This window comes from Verminephrobacter aporrectodeae subsp. tuberculatae (assembly GCF_026127385.1).
GTDB lineage: Bacteria > Pseudomonadota > Gammaproteobacteria > Burkholderiales > Burkholderiaceae_C > Acidovorax > Acidovorax aporrectodeae.
On the sequence record NZ_QZCX01000003.1, the window covers coordinates 1,363,946 to 1,380,625 of the forward strand.

Consider the following 16,680-nt stretch of genomic DNA (forward strand, 5'->3'; position numbering starts at 1 on the left):
CTGAAGAAAACGAAAGCCTTCCCGATGAAACTGACCATTACCCTGCTGGCCGCTGCCCTGGCCACCCTGAGTCTGGGCGCCGACGCGCAAGAAGCGCGGATCCGCAAGAGGCTTGCCGCGCGCATTCCCCAGATGAGCAAGATCGACGAGGTGCGGCGCACGCCCATGGCGGGGCTGTACGAGGTGCGCATCGGCACCGACCTGTTCTACACCGACGCCCGGGGCAACTATGTGATCCAGGGTGAGCTGTTCGACTCCAAGGCACGCCGCAACCTCACCGAAGACCGCATCAGCCAGCTGACTGCGGTGGACTTCTCCGAGCTGCCCCTGAAAGACGCCCTGACCATCGTGCGCGGCGACGGCAAGCGCCGGGTCGCGGTCTTTGAAGACCCCAACTGCGGTTACTGCAAGGTGTTCGAGCGCGACATGCAGCGCGTGGACAACGTCACCGTGCACCTGTTCCTCTACCCCATCCTGAGCCCCGATTCGGCCGAGAAGTCGCGCAACATCTGGTGCGCCAAGGACCAGGCCGGCGCCTGGACGGACCAGATGCTGCGCGACAAGCCCGCCGCCGCAGCCAACTGCGACACCAGCGCGCTGCAGCGCAACCTGGCTTTCGGCAAGAAGTACAAGATCATGGGCACCCCCACCCTGATCTTCGCCAACGGCACCCGCGTGTCGCACGCCATCGGCACGCAGGAAGTGGAAAAGCGCCTGGCGGAGGCCGGCAGCAAGTCCGCAACGGCCGCCAACTGAGGCCGTCCTGCCCCACCCTGCGAGCGCCCATGCCAACCGCCCGCCCTGCCGAGCCCGCGGACCTGCACTACCGCGTCGAGCCATCGGACCTGCACGCCCATCTGTTCCGCGTCGTGCTGACGCTGGCCCACCCTGCGGCCGGGCAGGAAGTGTCATTGCCGGCATGGATACCGGGCAGCTACCTGATCCGCGAGTTCGCAAAAAACCTGCAGCAATTGAAGGCCCGGCAGGGCCGGCGCGCCGTCCCCCTGACACAGCTGGACAAGCACCGCTGGCGGGTGGACTGCCGACCCGGCCGGCCGCTGGAACTGCGCTACGCCGTATGCGCCTGCGACCCCTCGGTGCGCAGCGCGTGGCTCGACGCGGCGCGCGGCTTTTTCAACGGCACCAGCCTCTGCCTGCGCGTGCACGGCCAGGAAGCGCAGCGCCACACGCTGGAGATCGCCAGCACGGACGCCACCGCGCACTGGTCGGTGGCCACGGGGCTTGCCGCCCTGGCCACGGACGAGAGAGGCTTTGGCCTGTACGGCGCCGCCGACTACGACGAGCTGGTGGACTGCCCCGTGGAACTGGGGACGTTCTGGGTCGGGCACTTCGACGCCTGCGCCATCCCCCACCGCCTTGTGGTCGCCGGCGCCACGCCGTCCTTCGACGGCCAACGCCTGCTCGACGACACCCGCAAGATCTGCGAGGCCGCCATCCGCTTCTGGCACGGCACTGCGGGCAAGGCCCCGCATGCAAGCTTTCTGTTCCTGCTCCATGCCGTGGACGATGGCTGCGGGGGGCTCGAGCACCGCAACTCCACGGCGCTGGTGTGCGGCAGACGCAACCTGCCGCGGCAGCAGCAGGAAGCCAAAGCGGGCGAGGGCTACACCACGCTGCTGGGGCTGATCAGCCACGAGTACTTTCACACCTGGAACGTGAAGCGCCTGCGCCCGGCGGAATTCTCCAGCTACGACTACAGCCGCGAGAACTACACCGACCTGCTGTGGTTCTTTGAAGGCTTCACCAGCTACTACGACGATCTGCTGCTGCGCCGGGCCGGACTGATCGACGACGCGGCCTACCTGAAATGCCTCGCCAAGACCATCAACCAGGTGCTGCAAACGCCGGGCCGGGCGGTGCAGAGCGTGGCCCAGGCGAGCTTCGACGCCTGGGTGAAGTACTACCGGCCGGACGCAAACACCGCCAACGCCACGATCAGCTACTACACCAAGGGCGCGCTGGTGGCCCTGTGCCTGGATCTCACGCTGCGCCGCGAAGGCCACGCGACGCTCGACGACGTGATGCGCGCGCTGTGGACGCGCTGCCAGCAGGGGCCCATGACCGAGGCCGACCTGCACGCAGCGCTGCACGCGTGCGCAGGCCGCCCGTTTGACGCCGAATTGCAGCAATGGGTGCATGGCACGGCGGAACTGCCATTGACCGATCTTCTGGCCGCCCACGGCGTGGACCTGAAAGCAGAAACGCCCCAACTCGCGCAGCGCCTGGGCCTGCGCGTGGCGCAGGACCACGGCCTGCGGATCCAGACCGTGCTGCGCGGCGGCGCCGCAGAGAAGTCCGGCATGGCCGCGGGCGACGAATGGCTGGGGGTGGAAGCGCGGGGACAGGGCTGGCGCGTGCGCAAGCTCGACGACGTGGCGTTCTACGCGGGCACCGAGACCGCGCTCACGGCCTGGGTCGCACGCGACGGGCGCCTGCTGCGGCTGGCGCTCGAATTGCCGGCGCGCGGCCAGGCCGGCAGCGCGCGCAAGAAGGCGCGCCACGGGACGGCCACGCCGGCGCAGCCCGACACGATCAGCCTGACCCCCTCCGACAGAAACGCCCTGAGACGCTGGCTGGACTGAGCAGCGCCCTGCCCTTCGGTGCATTCGTTCCCTCCATGACAAGCCATCAACCCGGGAGATTCCATGTCCTGCGAAACCATCAAAGTCCACGTCGAGGCGGACAAGGTCGGCGTCATCACGCTCAACCGGCCCAAGCAGCTCAACGCCCTCAGCGACCAGCTGATGGACGAGCTGGGCGCGGCGCTGAAGGCCTTTGACGCCGAAGAAAAAATCGGCTGCATCATCATCACGGGCAGTGAAATAGCGTTTGCCGCCGGCGCCGACATCGGTGCCATGGCGCAATACAGCTTTGTCGATGCCTACAAGGGCGACTACATCACGCGCAACTGGGAGACGATCCGCTCCATCCGCAAACCCGTGATCGCCGCAGTCAGCGGTTTTGCGCTGGGCGGCGGCTGCGAGCTGGCGATGATGTGCGACTTCATCATCGCCGCGGACAACGCCCGATTCGGCCAGCCCGAAATCAAGCTCGGCGTGATCCCGGGTTCCGGCGGAACGCAGCGCCTGCCGCGCGCCGTGGGCAAGTCAAAGACCATGGACATGGTGTTGACGGGCCGCATGATGGACGCCGCAGAAGCCGAGCGCGCCGGCCTGGTCAGCCGCGTGGTGCCTGACAGTCAGCTCATGCACGAGGCGCTGGGCGCCGCCATCGCCATCGCCGGCTTCTCCCGGATCGCGGTGATGGCGGCCAAGGAATCCGTGAACCGGGCCTTCGAGGGCACGCTCTCCGACGGCCTGATGTACGAGCGCCGCCTGTTCCACGCGCTGTTCGCCACCCGGGACCAAAAGGAAGGCATGGACGCCTTCATGAACAAGCGCGCGGCCAACTTCACCCACCAGTGAATTTGTCCTACAATCCGCCCCCACGGTGGTATAGCTCAGTTGGTTAGAGCGCAGCATTCATAATGCTGATGTCGGTGGTTCAAGTCCACCTACCACCACCACACCGCGTCCACCAGCCCAACCATTCGCCGTTGGGCTTTTTTCTGCCCGCTGCTTGCGTGCTGGCACTTTGCCGCAGGAGCAGCCCCCCCAAGAAACGCCTCTCCCCCAAGGGATGATCGATGAATCTCCTCGCGACCCTCCGCTACCTGGTTGCCCTGAACACGCACCAGCATTTCGGCCGCGCCGCGCAGGCCTGCAACGTCACGCAGCCTGCGCTGTCGAATGCCCTTCGATCGCTGGAGGAGGAGTTCGGCACCGCCATCGTCAAGCGCGGGCGCAACTATGCGGGGCTCACGCCGGAGGGGGAAAGGGTGCTCTCCACAGCGCAGCGCATGCTGCGTGAGCGCGATCTGTTGCAACAGGAACTCGACAGCGCGGCCGCAAGACCCCAGGGTCGATTGACTCTGGGCGCGGTGCCCACGGCCGTGCCGATCGTCGCGCGCTTTGCCGCCAAGCTGAAGGCCCGCTGCCCCGGGATTTCGCCCATCGTACGTTCCATGAGTTCGCCGGAGATCGAAGCCGGCCTGGAGAGCCTGTCCCTGGATCTGGGCCTGGGGTATACGGACCGCATCAAGCAGCAGAACACCCACCTCGCGACGATTGCGCAGTACACCGAGCACTACTTTCTGGTGCAGCGCACCGACGAGCCGAACGCCAAGGGCTTGCACATCGGCAAGCCTGTCTCCTGGCGCGAGGCCGGGGAACTTCCGCTGTGCCTGCTCACACCCGAGATGCACAACCGGACGATCGTGGGCAGCGCCCTGGCCATGGCCGGTGTGGAGGTCAAGCCGGAAATCGAAACCAACTCCGTCCTCACGCTGGCGCTCAGCGTCGTCGCGGGCAATGTGTGCAGCATCCTGCCCGGGGCGCTGGTCGATGCCGTGCGCACCTACGCGGAATTGCAAGCGCGGCCGCTCACGAGCCCGGACGTGCGCACACCGGTCGGCTTCATGATGGTGGCAACGGACCGGCCGTCGCGCACCCTCAGGGCCGCAGTCGATCTGGCGCGCGACCCCGAATGGCTAAGTGTCCTGCCCTGCGAATAGCGGCACATGAAACTGCGCCTTTCGCGCCATGGCGGCGTTGCAAATCCTCGCGATACCTACGGGTATCGCTGCGGTTTGCGCCTTGCCATGACGCGAAATGCATCAGTTTCATTTTGTGCCGCTATTCGCAGGGCAGGACACTAGAGCACGCCGCAGCGCACAGCGCCGAGATCGACGTATGAAGCTGCCTGCATAGATCACGGATATAAATGGCTCCATGTAACGAAGTGATTTGACCGCCGGTCAACGTCCCGCCGACACTCCGACGCCAGCCAAAAGACCGTGCGTTCTGCGCGTTCTGCCAGCGCAATACAACGGAGCCCACGCTGATGTCATCGCTACTCGACCAGGACCCTGTTCCCGTCCTTGCACCCAGGGACCCCTCCCCCTTTGCTGCGGGATTGCTGGACAAGGAACGCATCATTGCCGGCCCGGGATTCAATCGGTGGCTGGTGCCGCCAGCGGCGCTGGCCATCCACCTTTGCATTGGCATGGCGTATGGCTTTTCCGTGTTCTGGCTGCCGCTGTCCAAGGCGCTATCGACCGCCGGAACAGGGGCCACGACCTGCGCCAAGGAGATCGGCTTCTTCGCAGAACTCTTTGCGCGCGACTGCGATTGGCGCATCGCCACGCTCGGCTGGATGTACACGCTGTTCTTCGTTTTTCTCGGCTGCTCGGCTGCCATCTGGGGCGGCTGGCTGGAGCGCGCGGGCCCGCGCAAGGCGGGTGTGGTGTCGGCCGTCTGCTGGTGTGCAGGCATGTTGATCTCGGCACTGGGCATCCACGTCCATCAGTTCTGGCTGATGATTCTTGGCTCGGGCGTGATCGGCGGCATCGGCCTGGGACTGGGCTACATCTCGCCGGTATCGACCCTGATCAAGTGGTTCCCGGACCGGCGCGGAATGGCCACCGGAATGGCCATCATGGGCTTTGGCGGCGGCGCCATGATCGGCTCGCCGTTCGCGGTGGAGCTGATGAAATACTGGGCCACCCCGACCAGCGTGGGCGTGATGCAGACCTTCGTCGTCATGGGTCTCGTCTACTTCGTCTTCATGCTCGGCGGCGCCTTCGGGTACCGCGTGCCGCCCACGGGCTGGACGCCGGCAGGCTGGACGCCGCCCGCGGCACAAGCGGGCAACGCCATGATCACGCAGCGCCACGTGCATGTGAAAAGGGTTTGGGGGATTCCCCAGTTCTGGTTGATCTGGATGGTGCTGTGCATGAACGTGAGCGCCGGCATCGGCGTGCTCGGCATGGCCTCGCCCATGCTGCAGGAAGTCTTTGGCGGCACGCTGGCGGGCGTGCCGAAGAAATTTGCCGCGTTGGACAAAACGGAGCTCGCAGCCATTGCTGCGGTGGCCGGCGGTTTTGCGGCCCTGCTGTCCTTGTTCAACATCGGGGGCCGATTCTTCTGGGCCAGCCTGTCGGACAAACTCGGCCGCAAGCTGACCTACGTGGTGTTCTTCGTCCTCGGTGGCCTGCTCTACTTCAGCATCCCGGAAAGCGCGGCGGCCGGCAGCAAGCTGCTCTTCGTCGGCGCCTTTTGCATCATCCTCTCGATGTACGGCGGGGGCTTTGCCACGGTCCCGGCGTACCTCGCGGACCTGTTCGGAACCCAGATGGTCGGCGCCATCCATGGCCGCCTGCTCACGGCCTGGGCGACTGCGGGAATTCTGGGCCCCGTGGTCGTGGGCTATATGCGCGAGTACCAACTGGGCCAGGGCATCCCGCGCGAGCAGGTCTACAACCAGACGATGTACATCCTGGTCGGCATGCTGGCCGTCGGCCTCCTGTGCAACCTGATGGTTCGTCCCCTGGCCGACAAGTGGTTCATGAGCGACGCGGAGCTCGCCGAGGAAAAGCGGCTGGCGCACGAGAAGGCCGTTGCCGCCGAGGCGGGAATGGGGCGCGCGAACGCGCGCGGCGATGCCACGCCGGCGGTCCAGGTCTGGCTGGCCTGGCTCGCGGTGGGCATTCCCTTGGCCTGGGGCCTGTACAAGACCTTGGTCTCTGCGGCCACGTTCTTTCAGTGACGGGGTTCCCCAGCGATGAAGCCCGAGCACCATGGCGCTGACGCCTCCCCGGAAATCGCCATGGCGTTGCGCGAGCCACTGCGCCGCCCGCGCGGCACACACACGGCACATCCAGCACACCCGGCCGATCCGCACCGGCAAACGGTGCGCGACATCGTCGAGCGCCTGAAGGACGTGCCTGGCGCGCTGCTGCCCATCCTGCACGCCGTGCAGGACGCGCTGGGCCATGTCCCCGCGGATGCGGTCGCGGACATCGCGCAGGGCCTGGACCTGTCGCGCGCCGAGGTGCACGGCGTCATCACCTACTACCCGCACTTTCGCAGCGCGCCTGCGGGCCGCCGTGTGCTGCAAATCTGCCGCGCCGAGGCCTGCCAGGCCATGGGCGCGGAGCCGCTGTGGGCGCAGGCCTGCGCACGCCTGGGCCTGCCCGACGCGGGCGGCACGGCGCGCGACGGGGCGTTCACCCTCGAGCCGGTGTACTGCCTGGGGCTGTGCGCCACGTCCCCGGCGCTGCGGCTCGACGAGCACGTGCACGCACGCCTGACGCCGGCGCGGCTCGACGCACTGCTCGCCGCGTCGGAGGCTGCGGCATGAGCAGCGTGCGTGTCTTCGTTCCGGCCGACAGCGCGGCGCTGGCCGTCGGCGCCGACGCCGTCGCAGCGTGTCTGTTGGCCGGCGCCGCGCGGCGCGCGCTCGACGTGCAGCTGGTGCGCAATGGCTCGCGCGCCATGATGTGGCTGGAGCCGCTGGTCGAAGTGGAGACGCCGCAGGGGCGCGTGGCCTACGGCCCGGTCGCGCCGCAGGACGTCGAGGGCCTGCTCGATTCCGGCCTGCTCCAGGGCGGCGCGCACGCGTTGCGCCAGGGGCTGACGCAGGAGCTGCCCTGGATCAGGAAACAAGAGCGCCTGACGTTCGCGCGCGTCGGCGTCACCGATCCCTTGTGCCTTGCCGACTACGCAGCGCACGGCGGGCTCGCCGGCCTGCGCCGCGCGCTGGCGCTCGAGGCCCCGGCGATCGTGCAGCAGGTGCTGGACTCGGGCCTGCGCGGTCGCGGCGGCGCGGCGTTTCCCGCGGGAATCAAGTGGCGCACCGTGGCCACGGCGCAGGCCCCGCGCAAGTACGTCGTGTGCAATGCCGACGAAGGCGATTCGGGCAGCTTTTCCGACCGCCTGGTGCTCGAAGGCGATCCCTTCATGCTCATCGAGGGCATGCTGATCGCCGGCCTGGCCACGGGGGCGGAGCACGGCCTCGTGTACGTCCGCTCGGAATATCCCCGCGCGCTCGCGGTGTTCGGTGAAGCGCTTGCCCTGGCACGCACAGCCGGCATCGTGGGCGCCGACGTGCTGGGCAGCGGGCGCGCCTTCGACCTGCAGCTGCGCAAGGCCGCCGGCGCCTACGTGTGCGGCGAGGAAACGGCCATGCTCGAGAGCCTGGAGGGCCGCCGCGGCATCGTGCACGCGAAGCCGCCACTGCCCGCGTTGCAGGGTCTGTTCGGCATGCCCACGGTGATCCACAACGTCATCACGCTCGCCTCGGTGCCCTTGATTCTTGACAAGGGGGCACCGTTCTACCGCGACTACGGCGTCGGTCGGTCGCGCGGCACCCTGCCGATACAGCTCGCGGGAAACATCCGCCGCGGCGGCCTGGTCGAAAAAGCCTTCGGCGTCTCGCTGCGCACGCTGGTGGAGGAGTTCGGCGGCGGTACCGCGTCCGGTCGGCCGGTGAAAGCGATACAGGTCGGCGGGCCGCTGGGCGCCTACGTGCCGCCAGCGCAATGGGACCTGCCGCTGGACTACGAAGCCTACGCGGCCGTGGGCGCCGTCGTCGGCCATGGGGGCATCGTGGTGCACGACGACACGGCGGATATGTCGCGCCTGGCGCGCTACGCCATGGCGTTTTGCGCCATCGAATCCTGCGGCAAATGCACGCCGTGCCGCATTGGTTCCACGCGCGGGGTCGAGGTGATCGAGCGCATCGCCGGCGCGCAGGCCAGCGCGCAGACGCGGCCGCAGCAGGTACAACTGCTGCGCGATCTGTGCGACACCATGCTGCACGGCTCGCTGTGCGCAATGGGCAGCATGACGCCGCTGCCCGTGCTCTCCGCGCTGGAGCACTACCCGCAAGACTTCGGGCTCGCCGCAGACGGCCGTGACGCCGCATGACGCCGCATGACGCCCGCGACCCAAAGAGGAACCCCCCGATGCTTGACCATCTGAAATCCCGTGACCATGGCACGCCGCTGCGCGCGTCGAGCGAGGAGGTCACCGTCGAGATCGACGGCAACGAAGTCACCGTGCCCAAGGGCACCTCGGTCATGCGCGCGGCTGTTGACGCGGGCATCCAGGTGCCCAAGCTGTGCGCCACCGACAGCATCGAGCCCTTCGGCTCGTGCCGTCTGTGCCTGGTGGAGATCGAGGGCCGCAAGGGCTACCCGGCCTCGTGCACGACTCCCGCGGAGCACGGCATGCGCGTGCGCACCCAGACGCCCAAGCTGCAGGAGCTGCGCAAGTCCGTCATGGAGCTATACATCTCCGACCATCCGCTCGACTGCCTGACCTGCAGCGCCAACGGCGACTGCGAGCTGCAAAACATGGCCGGCGTGACCGGCCTGCGCGCCGTGCGCTATGGCTTCCAGGGCGCGAACCACCTGGACGGCCAGAAGGACGAGTCGAACCCCTATTTCACTTACGACCCCTCCAAGTGCATCGTCTGCAGCCGGTGCGTGCGCGCCTGCGAGGAAACGCAGGGGACGTTCGCGCTGACCATCAGCGGCCGGGGTTTCGCCGCGCGCGTCTCGCCCGGGCAAGATCAGCCGTTCATGGCCAGCGAATGCGTGAGCTGCGGCGCCTGCGTGCAGGCCTGTCCTACGGCCACGCTGCAGGAAAAGTCCGTGATCGCGCTCGGCCAGCCGGAACACCACACGCTCACCACCTGCGCGTACTGCGGCGTAGGGTGCAGCTTCCGGGCCGAAATGAAGGGCAGCGAGGTGGTGCGCATGGTGCCCTGGAAGGACGGCAAGGCGAACGAGGGCCATTCCTGCGTGAAGGGCCGCTTTGCCTGGGGCTACGCCACGCACAAGGACCGCATCACCCGGCCCATGGTGCGCAAGAGCATCGACGACCCGTGGCGCGAGGTCGGCTGGGAGGAGGCCATCGCGCATGCGGCCTCGGAGTTCCGGCGCATCCAGAGCCAGCACGGGCGGGAGGCGATCGGTGGCATCACCTCCTCGCGCTGCACGAACGAGGAAACCTACCTCGTGCAAAAGCTGGTGCGCGCGGCCTTTGGCAGCAACAACGTCGACACCTGCGCGCGCGTCTGCCATTCGCCCACGGGCTACGGGCTGGGCCAGGCGTTTGGCACCTCGGCCGGGACACAGACCTTCAAGTCCGTGGAGCAAGCCGACGTCATCATGGTCATCGGCGCGAACCCTGCGGCCGCGCATCCGGTGTTCGCTTCGCGCATGAAAAAGCGCCTGCGCCAGGGCGCCCGGCTCATCGTCGTGGACCCGCGCCAGATCGATCTCGTGAAAGCGCCGCACGTCCGCGCCGAATACCATTTGCAGCTCAGGCCCGGAACGAACGTGGCCGTGATTTCGGCGCTGGCCCACGTCCTCGTCACCGAGGGACTGTGCGCCGAGGACTACGTCGCCGAGCGCTGCGACCAGCCGTCGTACCGCGCGTGGAAGGAGTTCGTCGCGCGCGCGGAGAATTCCCCCGAGGCCATGCAGGCCGTGTGCGGCGTTCCCGCGGCCACGCTGCGCCAGGCAGCCCGGCTGTACGCCACGGGCAACGCCGAGGGCCGCGTCGGCACGCGGCGGCCGAACGCTGCGATCTACTACGGCCTGGGCGTGACGGAACACGCGCAGGGATCGACCATGGTCATGGGCATCGCCAACCTCGCCATGTGCACCGGCAACGTGGGGCGCGAGGGCGTGGGCGTGAATCCCTTGCGGGGGCAAAACAACGTGCAGGGAGCCTGCGACATGGGATCGTTCCCGCACGAGCTGCCGGGCTACCGGCATGTCTGCGACAGCACGGTGCGCGCGCAGTTCGAGGCCGCGTGGAACGTGGAACTCAGCCCCGAACCCGGCCTGCGCATCCCGAACATGCTCGACGCCGCGCTCTCGGGCAGCTTCAAGGGCCTGTATTGCGAGGGCGAGGACATCGTGCAATCGGACCCGAACACCCAGCACGTGGCCGAGGCCATGCGCGCCATGGAGTGCGTCGTGGTGCAGGACCTCTTTCTCAACGAAACCGCCCAATACGCGCACGTGTTCCTGCCCGGCTCCTCGTTCCTGGAGAAGGACGGTACCTTCACCAACGCGGAGCGGCGCATCGCGCGCGTGCGCAAGGTGATGCCGCCTCTGGCCGGCCATGCGGATTGGGAAATCACCCAGATGCTCTCGAACGCGCTGGGCTACCCGATGCACTACCGGCATCCCGGCGAGATCATGGCCGAGATTGCCGCGCTCACGCCGACCTTCGCGGGCGTGAACTACGAGAAGCTCGAACGGCACGGCAGCCTGCAATGGCCGTGCAACGACGACACCGATGCACTCGGAACGCCGATCATGCACGTCGGGAAGTTCGTGCGCGGCAAGGGCCGCTTCCTCATCACGAAGTACGTGGCCAGCGACGAGAAGCCGACTGCGCGCCATCCCTTGCTGCTGACCACCGGCCGCATCCTGAGCCAGTACAACGTGGGCGCGCAAACGCGGCGCACGCCGAACAATCTCTGGCACGACGAAGACCGGCTGGAGATCCACCCGCACGATGCGCAGGATCGCGGAATCCGCGAAGGCGACTGGGTCGGCGTGCAGAGCCGTGCCGGCGAGACGGTGCTGCGCGCGACCGTCACCGAACGCATACAGCCTGGCGTCGTCTACACCACTTTTCATTTCCCCGAGTCGGGCGCCAACGTGATCACCACGGACAGTTCCGACTGGGCAACCAACTGCCCCGAATACAAGGTGACGGCGGTGCAAGTCATGCCCGTGGCGCAGCCCTCCGCGTGGCAGCAATCGTATGCGCGCTTCCATGCCCGGCAGCAGAGCCTGCTGCAGGCCGGCACGCGGGCCGATGCTCCGGTCGCCAGCGAATGAAACCCATGGATCTTCCACTGCGCAGGAGCGCGGGCTCACGCCCCGTGGCAGTTGACCGCCTGCGCGGCGGCCGCGCCATCGCCACGCAGGACTGCGTGGCCGAGGAAGTGCCCGTGGCCCTGGAGTACAACGGCGTGTCCCACGCCGTGATGCTGGCGACGCCGGCGGATCTCGAAGACTTCGGCCTGGGCTTCTCGCTGACCGAGGACATCGTGGACCGGGCCTCGGACATCCGCGGCATCGACGTCGTTGCGGGCCCGCATGGCATCACCGTGCGCATCGACGTGGCCAGCGCCTGCTTCGTGCGCCTGAAGGAGCGGCGGCGCAATCTCGCCGGGCGCAGCGGCTGCGGACTGTGCGGAATGGAGAGCCTGCCCGAGGCAGTGCGCGCGCCGCCGGTGTTGCGCAGCGCAGCCGCGTTCCCGGCGCAGACCCTGCTCGACGCCCTGCACGCCCTGCGCGGCGGCCTGCAACCCCTGCACGAGGCCACGGGTGCGACGCATGCCGCAGGCTTTGGCGACGCCAGCGGCCAGTTGCTGCTCGTGCGCGAAGACGTCGGCCGACACAATGCATTGGACAAACTCATCGGTGCCTTGGTCCGGGAGGGGCACGACGTCGCGCGCGGATTCATCGTCTCCAGCAGCCGCGCGAGCTACGAGATGGCAAGCAAAACGGCGCGCAGCGGCGCGACGCTGTTGGCCGCAGTGTCCGGTGTGACCGGCCTGGCGATCGACCTCGCGGAGGCCGCAGGTCTGGCGCTGGTCGGATTCGCCCGCGGCGACGCCATGAGCATTTACTCCCACGCCGAGCGCGTGCTTTGGGACCGTTCGCATGGATAGCGAAAACTTGATCCGCATGGCCAACCGCATCGGCGACTTCTTCGAAGCCATGCCCGACCGGGACGCGGCCCTGGAGGGCATCGCCGGACATCTCGGAAAGTTCTGGGAACCCCGCATGCGGCGCGAGTTCCTGGCACTGGCAGACAACGGGGCTCCCGGCCTGAGCGCCATCGTGCGGGCCGCCGTCGAGCGCCACCGAGGGCTCCTGGGAATAAACGCTGGCGGCGCAGGTTGATGGTGCGTGCTCGCGTGCTGGCGCAGAGGAACAGCGTTTCCATCGCCTGGCCCAAGTTTGTCACTTGCCTCTTTCAACCCCAATAAAATCAACAACTTGGAGCGATTCCCCGGTGTGTATGGCACTCCATTTTTGTAGTTGCCTACCCGGTGATGATCCAACGCAAACGGCCGGTTCAGACGAGCACACGATGGGTGCGGCCGGGATTGGGGTCCATTCAGTTTTCGTCTGTCGTGCTTATCGTATTACCTGAACAGATATAAACTACTAGCATGGCCGACAAAGAAAAACCGCTCGAATGGATCGCGAGCAGCTACAAGGCTCTGATGGCGTTGCCGCCCGACGTGCGCCACCGTTTCGGTTACGCGCTGTCGCTGGCGCAGATGGGCGACCAGGACGACGCGGCGAAGGTGCTCAAGGGCTTCGGCGGTGCCGGCGTGCTGGAAGTCGTCGAAGACGATGCGGGTGGCACGTATCGGGCGGTCTACACGGTGAAGTTTGCGGAAGCGGTGTTCGTCCTGCACTGCTTCCAGAAGAAGAGCAAGAGCGGGATCGCCACGCCAAAGGTGGACATGGACATCATCCGCGCTCGGCTGAAGGTGGCCGAGGCAATGGCACAGGAGTTACGAAATGCAAAAACGAATCATTGAAGGCGTCGAGGTTCAACGCAGCTCGGGCAACGTCTTTGCCGACCTTGGGCTGCCCGATGCCGAGAAACTGAAGATCAAGACCGGCCTGGTGGTCGAGATCAGGAAGGCAATGCGCACCCTTGGGCTGACACAACAAGCGGCGGCCAAGCGTATGGGCATCCCGCAACCGAAGGTATCAAGCATGATGCATGGAGACTTCACCAACCTGTCCGAGCGCAAGCTGATGGACTGCCTGAATCGCCTCGGCTACGACATCGAAATCAAGGTGCGGCCGGCGGCCGAGCCAGTCGGGCATCTGACGCTCGCCACCGCCTGACCGGGGGCTTGACCGTTGTGCTGCCCAGCAACACGGGAACACCGGCCTTCGATGCTTTGGTGGTTTTCTCAACCTGGTATCCGATCGGCGTGATGCTGCTGGTCTTTGCCTCATTGCCCCTTGGGTGACTGATCCGCGCCAGAGCACAGGAGCCGCGCAAATGAGCGTGCCGAACATCGAGGCGCTTGCCAGCGCGTGGGCGCGCATCGCGGAGGAGGCGACGCTTCCGCCCGACTACGAGGGCACGGCCTCACCGCAGGCGCATCGGGCCTGCGAAGCCATTCAGGCGCGGATTCGTGATCACATCGTCGCCACCAATGACATGCGTTTGTTTGGTCTGTTGCATCTGCTTGGCCAAGCATCGCTGCGCCTCAGAAAGGTTGTGAACTGTCAGCATGGCCATCGCGATCACTCCTGAATGCCTTCGATACATGCATTTTGCTACTGTGCCTTCCTCGCAAGCCGCGCGCCCGCGTGCATCGACAGGAGAAACAGCGCGGGCGGCGCCCAGGCCCCAGCGCCTATCCAGTGGCGGTGGCGCGCGGTTTCGAGGTGCGCCAAAGCCATAGCGTGGACAAAGCGGCGAGCGCCACGAACGGCAGTACCAGCCCATTCACGGTATTCCAGCCCTGGCTGTTGAAGGTGGCCCCGGCCAGCAGCGAGCCCGTGGCCACCACGGCGAAAGTGATGAACTCGTTGGCCGCCTGCGCCCGGGCGCGGTCCGCGGCGCCCGCGTTGGCCAGGCCCTGCGTGAGCAATGTGCTGCCGCCGACGAACATGAAATTCCAGGCCAGTCCGTTCAATGCCAGCGCGCCACCAAAGTGCGCCAGCGAGGTCCCGCTCAGGGCCAGCATCACGCCCGCGACGAACAGCGCCGCGCCCGACAACAGGACGCAGGTGACGCCCCAGCGCGCAATCAGCCGACCGGTAAAAAAGCCCGGCGCGAACATGCTCAGCAAATGCCACTGAATGACCGAAGCCGCCTCGCCCACCGACAGACCGCAAGCGACCACCGCCAACGGCGTGGCGGTCATCACGAAGATCATGATGGCGTAGCCCAGCGCGCTATTGCTCACCGCAGCGATAAAGCAGGGGTTGCGCGCCAGGGTCCGCAGCGGCGTGCTGACCTCGCCGGCCCGGGGCGCTGCGTCCGGCGCCAAATTCAGCTGCGACAGCACCAGGGTGGATGCGCCCGCAAGCGCCATGACCGCCAGGTAGGAGCCGGCAAAGGTATGCGGTGCCCATATGTCGCGGGCCCAGGCCGCGAGCGTCGGCCCGACGATGGCGGCGACCACGCCCCCGCCAATCACCAGCCCGATCGCCCGGGGTTTGAGCGCGGCGGACGCGGCTTCGGTCGCGGCAAACCGGTAGTACTGCGCGCAGGCCTGAAACAGGCCGAGCAGCATATTCGCCAGACAAAACCCGGCAAAGCTGCGGTCCGCGATGGCCCAGGCGGCCAGGGCGCCCCCCAGGACACCGGCGCAGGCGCCGAGCACGAACAAGGGCCTGCGCCCCCGGTTCGCCATGGCCAGCGATACCGGGATGGTGCCCAACGCGGTGGCCACGATGACCAGGGCGAAAGGCAGCGTGGCCAGGCTGCGCGCGGGCGCCAGCATGGCGCCGACCAATCCGGTCAGCGTCAGCCCGATCGCCGATGCGCAAACGTACAGGGCTTGGCAGACGACCAACAGCCGGACATTGCGATTTTCCCGGGGTGCAGCGTATGCAGTCATGCCCCGAGCATAGGTCGATGCACAATGTCTGCCATGACAACATAGCCGCAGATCCTGCCATGCACAGCCCCCTGCACCCTGCGTCTGCATCGACCCGTCTGATCGTTCTGGTGGCCTACGACGGCTGCCAATCGCTGGACGTCACCGGCCCGTGGGAGGTGTTCACCAAGGCCGCGCGGTTTGCCGCGCTGCGCGGCGCGCCCGAGACCTCCAAGGCCCGCCCGGCCTACCGCCTGGTGCTCGCGTCCCCCCATGGGGGCGCCGTGCGCACGAATTCGGGCCTGCACTGGGCGCACTCGACGGCAATCGCCGGGATTCACGGCCGCATCGACACCGTTCTGGTGGCCGGCGGCGACGCCGATGCATTCGAGCCCGGCGGGTCGGCGGCCAGCCTGCTGCCCTGGTTGCAGCGCAAGGCCCGCGTGGTCCGGCGCCTGGGCAGCGTGTGCACCGGCGCATTCGCATTGGCGGGCGCGGGCCTGCTCGACGGACGCCGTGCCACCACGCATTGGCAGCACTGCGCGCGCCTGGCCAGCGCCTACCCCGCGGTGCGCGTCGAGCCCGACGCCATCTACGTGGTGGACCCGCCTTTCTACTGCTCGGCCGGAATTTCAGCGGCGATGGACTTGTCGCTGGCCTTGGTCGAAGCCGATCTGGGGCAGTCGGTGGCCCTGTCCGTGGCGCGCGAGTTGGTGCTCTACCTGCATCGCCCCGGAGGCCAGGCGCAATTTTCTGCCGGCTTGCAAGCGCAAATGCAGGCCGGGCAGCGCTTTCGGGATTTGGTGATGTGGATGCTCGAGCACCCGAAAAACGATTTCACCGTGCGCGCACTGGCGCAGCGCATGGCCATCAGCGAGCGCCATTTCGCGCGCCAGTTTCTCCGCGAAACCGGGCAAACACCGGCCCGCTTTGCCGACGCCGTGCGCACCGACCATGCCAAGCGCCACCTGGAGCAGACCACCTGGCCCCTGAAACAGGTTGCGCAGCGCGCGGGTTTTGGCTCGGTCGATAGCCTGCAACGCAGCCTGCGGCGCCATACGGGGATCAGCGCCGACCTCTACCGCCAGCGATTTGGCCGCAGCGCAGCCACGCAGCCGCATTCCCGCCCTGCCGCCGCCGGGGGCTCGTCCGGCACATGAGCGGACTGCATTGCCCGTTTTTCCCGCGCCCATGCTGCGC

15 protein-coding genes and 1 tRNA gene are annotated in these 16,680 nt (G+C 67.2%); 15 read left to right on the plus strand and 1 reads right to left on the minus strand.

Features of this window, described 5'->3' with window-relative positions:
* Positions 1-24: 24 nt before the first annotated feature.
* The 14 genes from D5041_RS21130 to D5041_RS21200 all read left to right on the plus strand — a co-directional run bounded on the left by D5041_RS21130 (position 25) and on the right by D5041_RS21200 (position 14,186).
* Complete coding sequence (locus tag D5041_RS21130) at positions 25-756, plus strand: DsbC family protein (RefSeq protein ID WP_265285681.1); 732 nt, start codon at positions 25-27, stop codon at positions 754-756.
* A gap of 29 nt (positions 757-785) precedes the next feature.
* Positions 786-2,603 (plus strand): M61 family metallopeptidase, encoded by a 1,818-nt coding sequence (locus D5041_RS21135; protein ID WP_265285682.1) that lies wholly within the window; start codon positions 786-788, stop codon positions 2,601-2,603.
* A 63-nt stretch (positions 2,604-2,666) separates the two neighbouring features.
* Positions 2,667-3,446, plus strand: a complete 780-nt coding sequence (locus D5041_RS21140; RefSeq protein WP_265285683.1) for an enoyl-CoA hydratase — start codon at positions 2,667-2,669, stop codon at positions 3,444-3,446.
* A 24-nt stretch (positions 3,447-3,470) separates the two neighbouring features.
* Positions 3,471-3,547 (plus strand) — tRNA-Met (locus D5041_RS21145).
* Positions 3,548-3,667: 120 nt separating this feature from the next.
* A complete protein-coding gene (locus D5041_RS21150) occupies positions 3,668-4,594 on the plus strand; it encodes a LysR family transcriptional regulator (RefSeq protein WP_265259328.1) in 927 nt (308 codons plus the stop codon).
* A gap of 329 nt (positions 4,595-4,923) precedes the next feature.
* Positions 4,924-6,627: an OFA family MFS transporter gene (locus D5041_RS21155; protein WP_265285684.1), complete on the plus strand. Its 1,704-nt coding sequence runs from the start codon at positions 4,924-4,926 to the stop codon at positions 6,625-6,627.
* Positions 6,628-6,687: 60 nt separating this feature from the next.
* A complete protein-coding gene (locus tag D5041_RS21160) occupies positions 6,688-7,221 on the plus strand; it encodes a formate dehydrogenase subunit gamma (RefSeq protein WP_407702326.1) in 534 nt (177 codons plus the stop codon).
* Positions 7,218-8,789 (plus strand): formate dehydrogenase beta subunit, encoded by a 1,572-nt coding sequence (locus D5041_RS21165; protein WP_265285686.1) that lies wholly within the window; start codon positions 7,218-7,220, stop codon positions 8,787-8,789. Before D5041_RS21160 ends, D5041_RS21165 begins: the two co-directional genes overlap by 4 nt.
* Positions 8,790-8,827: 38 nt before the next feature.
* Positions 8,828-11,728: a formate dehydrogenase subunit alpha gene (fdhF, locus tag D5041_RS21170; protein WP_010100482.1), complete on the plus strand. Its 2,901-nt coding sequence runs from the start codon at positions 8,828-8,830 to the stop codon at positions 11,726-11,728.
* Positions 11,725-12,567: a formate dehydrogenase accessory sulfurtransferase FdhD gene (fdhD, locus tag D5041_RS21175; protein WP_265285687.1), complete on the plus strand. Its 843-nt coding sequence runs from the start codon at positions 11,725-11,727 to the stop codon at positions 12,565-12,567. Before fdhF ends, fdhD begins: the two co-directional genes overlap by 4 nt.
* Positions 12,560-12,802, plus strand: coding sequence for a formate dehydrogenase subunit delta (locus D5041_RS21180; RefSeq protein WP_265259341.1), 243 nt, complete (start codon positions 12,560-12,562; stop codon positions 12,800-12,802). Before fdhD ends, D5041_RS21180 begins: the two co-directional genes overlap by 8 nt.
* Positions 12,803-13,074: 272 nt before the next feature.
* Positions 13,075-13,452 carry a type II toxin-antitoxin system RelE/ParE family toxin gene (locus D5041_RS21185; RefSeq protein WP_265285688.1) on the plus strand — a complete coding sequence of 126 codons (378 nt, stop codon included), beginning with the start codon at positions 13,075-13,077 and terminating at the stop codon, positions 13,450-13,452.
* On the plus strand, positions 13,433-13,768 hold the full coding sequence (gene relB, locus D5041_RS21190) for a type II toxin-antitoxin system RelB family anti-toxin (protein WP_265285689.1): 336 nt from the start codon (positions 13,433-13,435) through the stop codon (positions 13,766-13,768). Before D5041_RS21185 ends, relB begins: the two co-directional genes overlap by 20 nt.
* A gap of 160 nt (positions 13,769-13,928) precedes the next feature.
* Positions 13,929-14,186 (plus strand): hypothetical protein, encoded by a 258-nt coding sequence (locus D5041_RS21200; RefSeq protein ID WP_456119851.1) that lies wholly within the window; start codon positions 13,929-13,931, stop codon positions 14,184-14,186.
* A 103-nt stretch (positions 14,187-14,289) separates the two neighbouring features.
* On the opposite strand, the gene D5041_RS21205 is transcribed toward D5041_RS21200, so the two are convergent.
* Entirely contained in the window at positions 14,290-15,501 is a 1,212-nt protein-coding gene (locus D5041_RS21205) for an MFS transporter (RefSeq protein ID WP_265285690.1), read from the minus strand.
* A gap of 59 nt (positions 15,502-15,560) precedes the next feature.
* Here D5041_RS21205 and D5041_RS21210 point away from each other — a divergent pair, with 59 nt between their 5' ends.
* Complete coding sequence (locus tag D5041_RS21210) at positions 15,561-16,640, plus strand: GlxA family transcriptional regulator (RefSeq protein WP_265285691.1); 1,080 nt, start codon at positions 15,561-15,563, stop codon at positions 16,638-16,640.
* Positions 16,641-16,680 lie beyond the last annotated feature (40 nt).

Excerpts from the sequence above, each read along its gene's own strand:
- relB (WP_265285689.1), top strand. The coding sequence starts at position 13,433 with ATGCAAAAACGAATCATTGAAGGCGTCGAGGTTCAACGCAGCTCGGGC.
- D5041_RS21200 (WP_456119851.1), top strand. The coding sequence starts at position 13,929 with ATGAGCGTGCCGAACATCGAGGCGCTTGCCAGCGCGTGGGCGCGCATC.
- D5041_RS21155 (WP_265285684.1), top strand. The coding sequence starts at position 4,924 with ATGTCATCGCTACTCGACCAGGACCCTGTTCCCGTCCTTGCACCCAGG.
- D5041_RS21150 (WP_265259328.1), top strand. The coding sequence starts at position 3,668 with ATGAATCTCCTCGCGACCCTCCGCTACCTGGTTGCCCTGAACACGCAC.
- D5041_RS21165 (WP_265285686.1), top strand. The coding sequence starts at position 7,218 with ATGAGCAGCGTGCGTGTCTTCGTTCCGGCCGACAGCGCGGCGCTGGCC.
- D5041_RS21205 (WP_265285690.1), bottom strand. The coding sequence starts at position 15,501 with ATGACTGCATACGCTGCACCCCGGGAAAATCGCAATGTCCGGCTGTTG.
- D5041_RS21185 (WP_265285688.1), top strand. The coding sequence starts at position 13,075 with ATGGCCGACAAAGAAAAACCGCTCGAATGGATCGCGAGCAGCTACAAG.
- D5041_RS21180 (WP_265259341.1), top strand. The coding sequence starts at position 12,560 with ATGGATAGCGAAAACTTGATCCGCATGGCCAACCGCATCGGCGACTTC.
- D5041_RS21160 (WP_407702326.1), top strand. The coding sequence starts at position 6,688 with ATGGCGTTGCGCGAGCCACTGCGCCGCCCGCGCGGCACACACACGGCA.
- D5041_RS21210 (WP_265285691.1), top strand. The coding sequence starts at position 15,561 with ATGCACAGCCCCCTGCACCCTGCGTCTGCATCGACCCGTCTGATCGTT.
- D5041_RS21140 (WP_265285683.1), top strand. The coding sequence starts at position 2,667 with ATGTCCTGCGAAACCATCAAAGTCCACGTCGAGGCGGACAAGGTCGGC.
- D5041_RS21130 (WP_265285681.1), top strand. The coding sequence starts at position 25 with ATGAAACTGACCATTACCCTGCTGGCCGCTGCCCTGGCCACCCTGAGT.
- fdhF (WP_010100482.1), top strand. The coding sequence starts at position 8,828 with ATGCTTGACCATCTGAAATCCCGTGACCATGGCACGCCGCTGCGCGCG.
- D5041_RS21135 (WP_265285682.1), top strand. The coding sequence starts at position 786 with ATGCCAACCGCCCGCCCTGCCGAGCCCGCGGACCTGCACTACCGCGTC.
- fdhD (WP_265285687.1), top strand. The coding sequence starts at position 11,725 with ATGAAACCCATGGATCTTCCACTGCGCAGGAGCGCGGGCTCACGCCCC.